The organism is Desulfoluna spongiiphila (genome assembly GCF_900101345.1).
In the GTDB taxonomy this organism is placed as follows: Bacteria; Desulfobacterota; Desulfobacteria; order Desulfobacterales; family Desulfolunaceae; genus Desulfoluna; species Desulfoluna spongiiphila.
In genome coordinates, this window is sequence record NZ_FMUX01000031.1 from 38,772 (window position 1) to 51,289 (window position 12,518).

A 12,518-nucleotide genomic window follows, 5' to 3' on the forward strand; every position below is an offset into this window, starting at 1 on the left:
CCAATGAATTAGAGTCCCTCGATTTCACGCTTCCAGGGGCAAAGCACTTTTTCCAGCAACCCCACCAGTTGAGACGTCAACAAAGCGGCAAGGGCGATGGCCACCATGCCCCCCAAAACCATGGCCGGCCGGCCGAGGTTCATGCCCTTGATGATCACATACCCCAGGCCCGAACGGGCGCTGACGAGTTCGGCTGCCAGCACGCAGGTCCATGCAATACTAAGCGAGATCTGAAGTCCGGCAAAGATCGAGGGAAAGGCCGCGGGAAAGCAGACCTGAAGGATCTCATCCCGCCTGTTGCCGCCCAGGACCCGGACCACATCGTAGAGTTCCGGCTCCACCAGGCGCACCCCGTTGTAGGAGTTCAAAAGGCAGGGCACAAAGGTCCCGATGATGATGATAAACACCTTGGAAGGCTCGCCGATTCCGAACCAGAGAATGGATATGGAGATCCAGGCAATGGGAGGCATGGGCTTCATCAGGTCGAAAATCGGCTTGACGATGGCGTTGACGTATTTGTTCAGGGCCATCATCAGCCCTAAGGGCACAGCAATCAGAGAGGCAATGGTAAAGCCGATGAGAATGCGCCGGGTACTGGCCCAGATATGGCCCCACAGGGAGTTGCCGGCCAGGCGGTGGTTGATCATGTACCCCATGTAATTGACCACTTCCAGGGGACGGGCCAGGGAACTTCCCAGGATCTTCTTGTACGCCACATAGTCCCAGAGCCCGAAGAAAAAGGTGAGGGAAACGGCGTAGAGGAACCACTTGTTCATCAAGACGGCCTTCACCGTGATGGGTTTGCGCTCCCTGGTCGTTGCTTGGGTTTCGTTGGCAATAGATGTCACGTGTCCTACCTCCTTATGCCTGCAAGAAGCCGCTTTTCAACCGCATCGATCACCACGCCGATGACAGCACCGGTCAGGCCCACCATGGCCATCCCGAGGAGCACCATGTCCGGCATGGCAAGACGGCGGCCCATGGTGATCATGAAGCCCAGGCCGTTATCGGCTGCCAGGAGTTCCGCCCCCACCAGGTTGGTCCAGCAGTAAGCCAGGGCAATCTGAAGCGCACCGAACACCATGGGAAGCGCTGAGGGGATGCAGATCTTTGTAAAAATCTGCCAGCTGGAGGCACCGTAAGTCCGTGCCATTTGAATCAACACAGGGTTGGTCATCTTCACCCCGACGTAGGAGTTGATGACGCAGGGGACAATACCGGCAATCCAGATAATAAAGACTTTCCCGGGGATCCCGATGCCGAACCAGAAGATGGTCAGGGGAATCCAGGCAATGGGGGGAATGGGCCTGATCAATTCAAAAATGGGACGGGCAAGGCCTTCCACAACGGGGAACCACCCCATGGCAAGACCCAGGGGAATCCCAACGAGCAGCGCCAGGATGTACCCGGTAAACGCCTCCTGGATACTGGTCCACATGTGGGTCGTGAGAAGCGCACCGTCCGGGTTCAGCTGGGTCCATTTGGCAATAAACAGCTTGAGCACCTGCAGGGGTGATGCCAGCAGCGAGCTGGGAACCACCCCGAAGGTGAGGAGTGACTGCCAGGCCCCGAAAAAGAAGATGATACTGATGATTGGAAGGATCACCATCAATGGTTCTTTGGTAACCTTCACCTCTTCATAACTCATGGATCATGAACCTCCGAGTCGTAATCGTGTACTTTTTTGCATCCGATCCCCCTTTCCCTTCCGAAAGCCTCGAAAGGAAAAGGGGGAGGTTCCCTTATGTCAGGAGGAAGCAATCCTTAGTTGTACGCAGGGATCGGGGTCTCCACCATCTTCAGGAACTTGTCGGTGATGTAGTCGCTGTTCACGACCTTGTCGCGCTCGGCCTTGGTGAATTTGCCCTGGGCGGTGAAGAAATCGGTGATGTCGCGCATCCAGATCTCAACGGTGCTCATCTTGCCGTCCTTCTTGGCAAAGAGTTCAAGCTGCTCTTCCAGGGTAAACACGGGGTGCATCTTGATGTCCATCATGGCCATCTCTTTGGTCAGGGGGGTTCCCACCCACTCCTCGAAGAAACGACGGTAATCGGCGAGGAGCTGCTTGCTGGTGGGGGTGTCGAAGTCTCCCTGGCCGTGCTCTTTCATGAGGTTCACGACGCGGAAGTACTGGCGGAGGAATTTCGCCACGATCTCGGGGTGCTCGTCGCCGAACTCACGGGCGACCATCATGGTGATGGGAAGGCTGGTGCCGGAGGTGTGGATATTGCCGACAACCTTCCAGCCGCGATCCATGCCGATGTACATGTTGGGAGCCCAGAGACAGACGGCGTCGCCGACACCGGCTTCAAAGGCGGCCATGGCCTGGGCCTGGTCCATGTGCTTGACGATGACATCTTTGTCTTTAAGACCGAAGACCTTGAGCCAGGAGCTCATGGTGTAGTGGGGAGAAGAGACCGTGGTGGTAAGGATGGTGATGCCCTTGATGGTTTCGGGGCTGCCGTAGACTTCGGGGTTCTTGGGGTTCCACCCTTTGGTCTTTAAAATGGGGCTGTTTCCGCGCACGAGAACAGAGTTGGTGAAGGACTCGTCGTTGCCGATCTGGGCGACATAGGTTCCGTAACGAAGGCCTGCAAGGACGTGGGGGGTGGCCCCGTTACCGCCCAGGTGCCAGGATTTTGAAGGAAGGGCTTCCAGCTGCGCCATCCCTGAGTCGTAGTACTGGAGTTCCATGTCAAGACCCTCTTCCCTGTCCCAGCCCTTCTCCACCATGTACCAGGCCATGAATGCTTCATGTTCGGGAAGCCAGCAGGTCTTTAATTTAAAAAGCTTCTTCTTGGCAAAGGCCGTTCCGACGCCCGTGACGGCAAACAGAAGAACCAGGCACACGATGCCGATTAATTTAAGCTTTCTCATTACACTCTCCTTCGCATAACTACAGTTAATGTTTCACGGAGTGACACCTCGTCCCTCCTCCTGCAAACCTCAAAAGGGGAGGGTCCACCAACAGGTGCTAAAGTGCCCGACGCCCATCGGGTCTTTTCTCGCCCGATCGTCCCAAGGTCGGGTGCTTTAAGCGGCCCCATCGGCATAAACCTCGCCTGTGGACCGTGGTGCTGCCGGGTGGCTGTGAGGGGCAAAGCCGGGATTGCAGTCTGAACGGCTTTTTTCCCGTTCAACCATCCGGGTTGAAAACGTTTCGTAAAAAAGTATCCCCAAAGGCGGCTGTTACCACCAGCGGATGAGTTCGGTCACGTGCTCCCTGATCTCAACAAATTTGGGGTCCATGGGGTTGCGGGGCCTGGGCAGGTCCACCTCCACCTCGGCACGAACATTGGTGGGCTTGTTGCTCAGGACCAGGATGCGGTCGGCAACGTAGACGGCCTCTTCAATGTTATGGGTTACGAAAATAACGGTGCTTTTCAGTTTGTTCTGGAGCGACACAAGCTCGTCTTCCAGATAGTAGCGGAGCTTGACGTCGAGCTGTCCGTAGGGTTCGTCCATCAAAAGCAGGTCAGGATCGACGGAAAAGGCACGGGCCACAGCGATACGCTGGATCATAGAGGCCGATACCTGGTTGGGATAGAGGCTGGCGCAGTCAGTCAAGCCAACCATATCCATGATGCGGTCAAGGCGTTCCTCTTTTTCAGCCGCGGAGACGTTTTTTACCTCCATGCCGAAGGCCACGTTCTCCCGAACGGTTCGCCACGGAAGGCACGTGGGCTCTTGAAAAACAAAGGCAAGGTTGTGTTTGGTGGGATCGGCAATCTCTCCGTCGATGAAGATATTGCCGTCAGAGGAAGGCATGAGTGTGGACAGAAGGTTCAGGAACGTGGTTTTCCCGCACCCGGTCGGGCCGACGATACTGAGGAATTCCCCCTCAGCGACGGTAAAGTTGATCTTGTCAAGAACCAGCAGATCGCCAAATCGCTTGGTCAGGTTCTTCACTTCAATTTTGTTTCTTACAGCTGGATTGTTCCCCACCTTTAAATTCCCCTCATAGTTTCTTGATGTTATCTATTTTGGGCGTGAAGGTCACCAGGCGCTGTCGGGTTACCCGCTCGTCTGTTGTGTGTGAACAAGCAGTACGGAGCATTGCGCATGATGGACCACGTGGTTGCTGGCGCTTCCCAGGAGAAGATCGGCCAGGGTGCCGCGGTTTGTCCGACCCAACACGATCAGGTCCGCCCCCCAGTCGCCGGCGTACTCGACGATGTCTTCCCCGGGGTTTCCCACAGCCACATGGGTTCGCGTCTTGATCCCCTTCCCTTTGGCCAGAATACACAGCCCCTGGAGCCAGGCTTCGGCGTGCGTCACCTGGGCATCTTTTCGTTCAATGCGTCTCCGGTGAGATGAGGCCTGGTCCATCTCCGTGAAGGTTCCTATGCGGTCTTCCAGTTCCGCGACCGTAGACTGGCGTAGGCAATGGAACACGGCGAGTTCCGCACCCTCTTTCACTGCAAGCTCAATGGACTGCGCCATGAGGGTAGAGCTTGCGTCGTTGACATCAACGGCCACGACAATTTTTTTATACGCCATAGTGCACCTGTCGGTATGATGTGTGTCTTCACAGGTTAAGCCGGAATTAAGACCCTTTTTAAAGGGTCCGGGGATCGGCACTTCTCCCCTTGTGCCCGAACAGGTCCTGAAAGGATCGAAGGCGCCACTCCACAAGCACCCCCGACCCTTTTCAGGAACAGCTTCTCCTACTGGGCTACGCAGCTGCGAACAGACTTGTCGCCGTCTACGCGGGTGCCGCATTCGGCAACGCCCTCGGGGGGAGTCACACGAATGGTGGCCACTTTGTTCTGGGTAAAGAACTCAATGCCGTCTTTGCCCTGAACCTTGTTGGTGCCGACCAAAGAATCCTTGATACCGCCGAAGGGCAGGTAGGGGTGGGGAGCACAGACACCCACGTTCACACCCACCATGCCGACGTTGGCATCGGCGATGAATTTTTCGGTGTAGTACTGGTTCTGGGTGAAGATGCAGGCACCGTTACCGAACTCCTGCTCCTTGATCAGACCCAGCACGTCGTTGAGATCGTTGATCTTCATGACGGACACCACGGGACCGAAGATCTCTTCCTTGGCGATGGTGCGGCAGGGCGTGACATCGGTGAAAATCGTGGGACCGACGAAGTAACCATCCTTGTTCTTTTCGGGCAGCTCGGGGCTGCGGCCGTCCAGTACAAGGTTGGAACCGCCTTCGATGCCGAGCTCGATGTACTTTTCAATGCGCTCTTTGGCAGCCTTGGTGATGACGGGGCCCATGTAGATATCGGGGTCCATGGCATCGCCCACGGTGACCTTCTTGGAGGCTTCCACCATGCGCTCGATGCACTCGTCGTAGACTTCGGGGACCACGGCGATGATGGAGCCGGCCAGGCAGCGCTGACCTGCTGAACCGTAAGCGGAGTGGATGAAGTTCTCGATGAACACATCCATGTTGGCGTCTTCCATGACCACGAGGAAGTTCTTGGCGCCGCCCAGGAGCATGGAGCGCTTGCCGTTTTTGCCGCAGCCCTGGGCGATGGCCTTGGCTGTGGGGGAGGAGCCCACGAGGCAGACACCGGCCACTTCGGGACGATCGTACCAGGCTTCAACCACATTGGGGTCGCCGTGGATGATGTTGACCACGCCTTTGGGGAGACCCACTTCGTTGAAGATGTCGCCGATGATCTGCATGAAAAGCGGAGACTCGTTGGAGGGCTTGTATACAAAGGTGTTCCCGGTGCCGATGGCGTAAGGGATGAACCAGCCGAACACAAGGGCGGGAAAGTTAAAGGGAGCCACACCGCCGAACACACCCAGGGGCTCTTTGGTCACACGGCCGTTGATGCCGTTGGCAATGTTGCCCAGGGTCTCGCCCTGCATCAGGGTGGGGATGCTGCAGGCGGCTTCGAAAATCTGCACCACGCGCATCACCTCACCGCGGGCTTCGCTGATGTGCTTGGCCTGGTCGGTGGCAATGGCAACGGCCAGCTCTTCCTGATGGTCAAGCATGGCCTGACGAAGAGCAAAAAGGTAACCTACGCGCTTGCCGATGGACAGGTTCTTCCATGCGGGGAAAGCGGCATCCGCAGCCTTGACTGCGTCAATGGAGGCCTCGGTGCTGCTCATGGGAACTTCACCGATCACTTCACCTGTAGAGGGGTTGTGCAGGGGAATATAAGTTGCTTTGGGGTCTTCAACCCACTCACCGTTGATGAAGTTCTTGACTCTCGTAAATTCCATGTAACTGCTCTCCTTTTGAAAAGCGTGTTTCAATCCGCCGGGGTCTTACGAAACCCGGCCCCGGCGAAATGATCTTCTGTTATATTGACAGATCTTTCTGGCCCCCAGTGGAGCCGGAAAAGGCTGTTATTCGCAGTAAGTATCGGCAACCTTGAGGGCTTCGTCCATTTTGGCGATGCCTTCGTCGATCTCATCTTTGGTCACGATGAGCGCAGGAGCCATGGCAATGACGTTGCTGGGGTTGGCGGCCATGGCCATCATGCCCAATTCGCCGAGCTTGGCGCCAACGGCGGTCTTGGGGTTGAGGCCCTTTTTAACGCGGTCCGCAACGGCCATGATGGGCTCTTTGGTCTCCTTGTTCTTGACCAGCTCGATACCCACAAAGAGGCCCTTGCCGCGGACATCGCCCACGCTGGGGTGCTTATCTTTGAGCTCCATGGCCTTGTCGAGGAGGTAGGCGCCCATGACGCGGGAGTTCTCGATGAGGTTGTCTTCCTGGTAAATGGGAAGCACCGCACCGGCGGCCGCGCAGCTCATGGCATGACCTGCGTAGGTGCAGCCGTGGCCGAAGAAGGTGTTCTTGAAGGCTTCGCCGATGTGCTCACGCACCACGGTGGCACCGATGGGGAGGTACCCGCAAGAGAGGCCCTTGGCCATGGTCATGATATCGGGCACAACGTCCCAGTGGTTCATGGCGAACCACTCACCGGTACGACCGAAACCGGTCATGACTTCGTCGGCGATCATGAGAACGCCCCACTTGTCGCAGACGGCGCGGAGCTCCTTCATGTACTCGTCGGGGGGCACGATGATGCCGTTGGCGCCGGTGATGGGCTCGAAGATGATGGCAGCCACTTTGTCGCCGCCGCCTTCAAGCTCGATCACTTCGTCCACGTACTTGACGCACTCCATTTTACAACCGGGATAGGTCTGGCCGAACATGCAGCGGTAGCAGTAAGGCTGGGGCACGCGAACGAGATCCGCACCGCCCAGGACCTGCTGCCAGCCACGGGAATCGCCCAGGGAGAGGCTCATGGAGGTGGCGGTTCCGCCGTGGTAGCTGCGGAAACGGCCGATGATCTTGCGGCGCCCGGTGAACTGGTGGGCAATCTTGATGGCCGCTTCGTTGGCCTCGGTGCCGCCCAGGGAAATAAAGGACTTGGACAGATCGCCCGGGGTCACTTCCGCCAGCATCTTGGCCAGCACCGCGCGGGGCTTGGTGGACATGCTGGGAGCAAAGGAGGTCAGCTCGTTGGCCTGCTTGCACATGGCATCGATGACGCGCTGGTCCTGGTGGCCGATGTTGTGGCTCACAAAGCAGGAGCTGAAGTCAAGGCGCTCACGACCGTCTTCGGTGGTGAAGCGAACACCCTTGGCGGAGACAACACGCATGGGCGACTTCTCGGGCTGGTAAGACCAGGAATGAAAGTTGTTTTTGACCTCGTAGGAATCGAGGTCCTCCTTGGTTGTGGGGATGCTTTTTAAGTCTATCAATGGTCCACTCCTTCCAAAAAAAATGGATACACATGTATGTTAAAGACAGGTGGGGATGCCGGCCTTTCCCGACTCGTTTCGGCTGCTCGCGACTCGTCGTACGAAGCACCGGCCCCCCGTCTGTATTGTCCTATCCCGGATATTTCATAAGAAAAACGAAATATAATTCACGATTATCTGTTCGATTTTCTCACCCTCCGGGCTAGTGAAATATCCGGGCTAAACCACGCCCTGATCAATCATGGCGTCCACAACCTTGATGAAACCGGCAATGTTGGCGCCGGCCACATAGTTCCCGGGCATGCCGTACTGCTCGGCTGCCGACAGGCAGGTACTGTGGATGTTCTGCATGATCCCCTTGAGTCGCGCGTCAACCTCTTCACGGCCCCAGGAGAGACGCATGCTGTTCTGGCTCATCTCCAGGCCGGAGGTGGCGACACCGCCTGCGTTGGCTGCCTTGGCGGGGGCAAAGAGGATTCCGTTCTCCTTGAAGTGATGGGCGGCCTCCAGGGTACAGGGCATGTTGGCCACTTCCACGACGCTTTTGCAGCCGTTGGCAACGAGGGTCTCGGCATGCTCAAGCTGGAGTTCATTTTCCATGGCGGTGGGCATGGCCACATCGCAGGGAACCTCCCAGGGCTTTTTACCGGGCACCCACTCGCAGCCGTACTTGTCGGCGTAATCCTTGGCGGGACGGCGATAAATGGTCCAGAGGTCGGCCATGTATTTCAGCTTCTCACCCTTGATGCCATCGGGATCGTGAACGTAGCCGTACTCATCGGCAATGGTCACAACCTTGCCGCCGAGTTCGTTGATCTTTTCGATGACATAGGTGCCGGCGTTTCCGTAGCCTGAAATCGCAACGGTCTTGCCTTCTACGGTCTCACCGCGGGTCTTGAGCATCTCTTCCAGGAAGTAGACAGCACCGTACCCCGTGGCTTCGGGACGAACCAGGCTGCCGCCCCAGTTGAGGCCTTTTCCGGTAAGCACCCCGGTAAACTCGTTGGTGAGTTTCTTGTACATACCGAAAAGGTAGCCGATCTCTCGGGCCCCTACCCCCACATCACCGGCAGGCACGTCGGTGTTGGGGCCGATGTGGCGGAAGAGTTCCGCCATGAAGCTCTGGCAAAAGCGCATGACTTCATTGTCGGACTTGCCTTTGGGATCGAAGTCGGACCCTGCTTTGCCGCCTCCCATGGGAAGGGTTGTCAGAGCGTTCTTAAAGACCTGCTCAAAGGCGAGGAATTTGAGAATACTGAGGTTGACCGAGGGGTGAAAACGGCATCCGCCCTTGTACGGGCCGATGGCACTGTTCATCTGCACACGAAAGGCTCGGTTCACCTGAATCTTGCCTTCATCGTCGAGCCAGGGGACTCGAAACATAATGACACGCTCCGGCTCCACAAGTCGCTCCAGGACATTGTGCTGTCGGTACTGAGGGTTCTGCTCAAGAACGGGCATTACGGACTCCACCACTTCGGTAACGGCCTGGTGGAATTCCGGTTGATGAGGGTCTCTGTTTTTTACGATTTCTAAAATCTCTGACATGTCACTTATCCCAATTTAATATACATACCAGCGCATCACCGATGATGCGTGATCTTCTGTATCTGATATATCAGATACCAAAAGAAGGCGTCAAGAAATAAAACAGCGTTCCGTTGCATTTTAAAATCAGCCAAAGCCCCGTGGTTACCTACCCGTACACCACCCCCACCCTCATCATGCAACGCCACCGCCCGTGACCCATTGAATATGTTGATCAAATGGACTGATAACACCCTGCGCTCCGCCCCCATGATTCTCACCTTCGGGCCCCGATTTCCGTAACACAATTCCTTGCCGACAGGCCGACACCATCGGCTCAATGGGTATCAAGGGAACACAATGGCGAAGGGCCCATGGACACCTTTATGTATACATACCCAAACGACAGGGACAAAAAGCCACTGTGCCAAAAGCAGAAAGAAGGCCGGGGAACGTCCTGGAAAAGCCATGGAGAAAAAACCGAACAGTAAGAAAAAACAAGAGGAGGACAAAACGGGGAGAGATACACATAACCATCTAAAAAAGCATGGCATTACATACCACGACAATGGTCCACAGTCAAGATATCAAGGACTGAAGCCAAGGCGCAGGGATTTATTTTTCGCCGTATTTACAGCGGGCTGCCTCACCCATCGCCGGCACCCCATAAACGATGGGCACAAAGCAGATTTTCAAACCAACCGGCACCTGTACGGACGGAGTGCCCATAAAAAAACCGCCCCTTCCTTATAAAGAAAGAGACGGCATCATTTACCAGGCAACGGATATCCCGAGCTTAAAACGCATGGCGCAACGAGTCGCTCATGCATCCCATGAAAATCAGTGGTGAACGGCCTCTTCAGCAACAGCATGGCTGTCTGCATGGGCGTCATGGGATTCCTCAGCAGGCTCGGTCACGTGCTCAACCGCCGCCTCTTCTTCAACCTCAACATCCGCATGGGCTTCCACTGCTTCCTCGGACTCAGCAGCTTCAGCAACGGCAACCGCCTCAACTGCCGCCGGAGCTTCCTCGCTCACAACCCAGTTGCCGCCTTTTTTCTTGAGAAAAATCTGTTCCTTGTAGGTAATGCTCCCCTCGATTTCCACCGTGGCCATGTCATCCCCGGCATCAACGACGGTATAGTTGAGCTCGGTCAAATTGGCTTCGGCACCGGAAAATCGTTTTTCCATGTACTTCTTCCCCACGTCTTCAGGGGTCACCTTGTCGCTGCCGCATCCCGCCATCAACAAAACACCGGCGGAGCAGAACAGAACCAGAAGCTTCTTCATTGTCGTCTCCTCTATTTTCATACGTGATTTATATAACACTTGTTAATGAGCCCTGGGACTCGATTGTCCGAATGAAAACATCAGGCGGCAGCTCTCCATTCCCGCTTTACGTCATGGAGAAACAGGCCCAATAAGTATCCATAGGCTATACAATTCCAGACCCAAAAAGTAAAGTCATGATTCCTCACAAAACGTCTATCTCGGCCTGAGAGAGTTTAATGTTAAGCCTCTCCATTCTTCTTCATAACAATCAATGCACGGCGCAAATACATCGATTCAGTAATTGCCACACCAAAACCATAGAGATTCGGTGCGGACGGCGAATCCTACAAACCCCTCCACCGCCCTCGTGAAACGCGGCGTCCGGCTCCCGCACCGTTTGGCGTTGCGGGGACCTCCGGCCTAACGCCACGCCCATATCGCCGCCGATCGCCATATACCGTACCGGTTTTTGGGGCCTTTATCATAGAACTCTGCCGATACATGCCTGTTCGAACAGCTGTAAAGGGACACGACTTTTCACGAAGTTAGGGGACATGAGTTTTTACGAATATGCCCGGGTGTAATCCGGTTCGATAACTCTCAAACCGTGGTTGTCCCATCCGCTCATCCCTCATCGAATGAAAATAGTTTGGAGGGATAGACGGATGGGGTTATGCCAGCATCTTTTCAAGGTTCTTGAGGCGGTAGGAACGACCATTCACATGGAGTACGTGACTTTTATGCAACAGGCGATCCAAAACGGCAGTGGTCATTACTTCGTCGCCTGCGAGGATCTCCGGCCAATCCTTTACGGCCTTGTTTGTCGTAATAATCGTGCTACCGCGCCCGTAGCGATAATTAACAACGCGAAAGAGGAGTGCAGCATCCTCTCTGGACAGGGGTTGAAAGCCCATCTCATCGATAATCAAAAGGGATGACTTCAGGTATTTGACACCTTTCATTCGTTTGGGTTGACGATCCACATCCTGCCGTGCGGCATGGATTAGATCTTCCAATGTGTAAAACGCCACTGAGAACCCGTGTTCTATCGCTTTGATGCCAAGAGCAACCGCGAGGTGTGTTTTTCCTGTTCCTGGTGGCCCTTGGATCAAAACCGTTTCACTCTGTTGGATATATGCACTTGTGGCCAGGGTTTCGATTCGTGCCTTCTCGATGCTCGGCTGGAATACAAAATCGAAATTTCCCAGCGTATAGCCAGAAGGAAGGCCGGACAGCCGCAGCGACCTGCCGATCCTGCGTTCTTCTCTTTGATCGGTTTCACGGCAAGAAGGCGACCCAGCAACTCGTGGGATGGCATTTCTTTTTTTACAGACTCGCTGAGAAGCCCAGGCAGCGCCTCAGCAGAAAATAACAACCCCAGTTCTACAAGGGCATTTCGGATGGCATCTACTTCGATTCTTGGTTTGCTCATTTTGCCACCTCCGAAAGGGCTGCATAAAAGTCAATGGAACGCGTCTCAACAGACGTTTCCATGATTTCTTTCAGGCGACAGGTCATTTCCCCTAACGGTGGAGGTGGCACCACACGATCTGTTGCCGGACCCTCGTAGCATCGTTCATCAATCAGAATTCGCTCGGCTGTATGACGGGGGTATTCCTGGATGATTTTCCCATCTGCCAGGAGCTGGATTTGGTCAGCACACCCTCGGATTTCCACTTGATCTTTCACATATTGGAACGGAACTGTGTACTGCCGGTTTTCGAAGACCACACAACAATCTGGCCGGACTGTTCGCGTTACCACCTTGTCGAAGGGTTCGGGCAATTTTGGCAGTGGCCTTAATGCCAAGAGTTCATTCTGCCAGCTCTCGCGGATAGATTTTCCTGTTGCCGGACAGATCGTATTCTCTGCATAGCGGGCGATGGCCTTATCCGTCTCGGCCTGTAGTTCCTCCACGGAAGCCCATTGCCTTTGTCAGGCGACATGTAAAACTGCCCCCCTAACGACATCTAAAATTGACCCCCTCCCACTATGGAGGGACTCATGGAAAATGTGAGATACAAGGTT

11 protein-coding genes are annotated in these 12,518 nt (G+C 55.3%); all 11 read right to left on the bottom strand.

What is annotated here, in order from left to right; translation table 11 throughout:
- Positions 1-8: 8 nt before the first annotated feature.
- Positions 9-848 carry an ABC transporter permease gene (locus BLQ12_RS25440; RefSeq protein WP_217640408.1) on the bottom strand — a complete coding sequence of 280 codons (840 nt, stop codon included), beginning with the start codon at positions 846-848 and terminating at the stop codon, positions 9-11.
- Between the two features lie 5 nt (positions 849-853).
- Entirely contained in the window at positions 854-1,648 is a 795-nt protein-coding gene (locus tag BLQ12_RS25445) for an ABC transporter permease (RefSeq protein WP_092215567.1), read from the bottom strand.
- Positions 1,649-1,764: 116 nt separating this feature from the next.
- Positions 1,765-2,877 (bottom strand): ABC transporter substrate-binding protein, encoded by a 1,113-nt coding sequence (locus BLQ12_RS25450; protein WP_092215569.1) that lies wholly within the window; start codon positions 2,875-2,877, stop codon positions 1,765-1,767.
- Between the two features lie 312 nt (positions 2,878-3,189).
- The gene (locus tag BLQ12_RS25455; RefSeq protein ID WP_092215571.1) at positions 3,190-3,945 is read right to left on the bottom strand and encodes an ABC transporter ATP-binding protein; all 756 of its coding nucleotides are present in this window, start codon (positions 3,943-3,945) and stop codon (positions 3,190-3,192) included.
- Positions 3,946-4,014: 69 nt separating this feature from the next.
- Positions 4,015-4,500 (bottom strand): universal stress protein, encoded by a 486-nt coding sequence (locus BLQ12_RS25460; protein ID WP_175470067.1) that lies wholly within the window; start codon positions 4,498-4,500, stop codon positions 4,015-4,017.
- 167 nt (positions 4,501-4,667) lie between these two features.
- Positions 4,668-6,197, bottom strand: a complete 1,530-nt coding sequence (gene mmsA / locus BLQ12_RS25465; protein WP_092215575.1) for a CoA-acylating methylmalonate-semialdehyde dehydrogenase — start codon at positions 6,195-6,197, stop codon at positions 4,668-4,670.
- Positions 6,198-6,323: 126 nt separating this feature from the next.
- A complete protein-coding gene (locus BLQ12_RS25470) occupies positions 6,324-7,691 on the bottom strand; it encodes an aminotransferase family protein (protein ID WP_092215577.1) in 1,368 nt (455 codons plus the stop codon).
- Between the two features lie 219 nt (positions 7,692-7,910).
- Complete coding sequence (gdhA, locus tag BLQ12_RS25475; protein WP_175470068.1) at positions 7,911-9,239, bottom strand: NADP-specific glutamate dehydrogenase; 1,329 nt, start codon at positions 9,237-9,239, stop codon at positions 7,911-7,913.
- A gap of 819 nt (positions 9,240-10,058) precedes the next feature.
- Positions 10,059-10,508, bottom strand: coding sequence for a hypothetical protein (locus BLQ12_RS25485; RefSeq protein ID WP_092215583.1), 450 nt, complete (start codon positions 10,506-10,508; stop codon positions 10,059-10,061).
- Positions 10,509-11,161: 653 nt separating this feature from the next.
- On the bottom strand, positions 11,162-11,803 hold the full coding sequence (gene istB / locus BLQ12_RS25490) for an IS21-like element helper ATPase IstB (protein WP_092215585.1): 642 nt from the start codon (positions 11,801-11,803) through the stop codon (positions 11,162-11,164).
- Positions 11,804-11,918: 115 nt separating this feature from the next.
- Complete coding sequence (locus BLQ12_RS25495; RefSeq protein ID WP_092215587.1) at positions 11,919-12,407, bottom strand: Mu transposase domain-containing protein; 489 nt, start codon at positions 12,405-12,407, stop codon at positions 11,919-11,921.
- Positions 12,408-12,518: the final 111 nt, after the last annotated feature.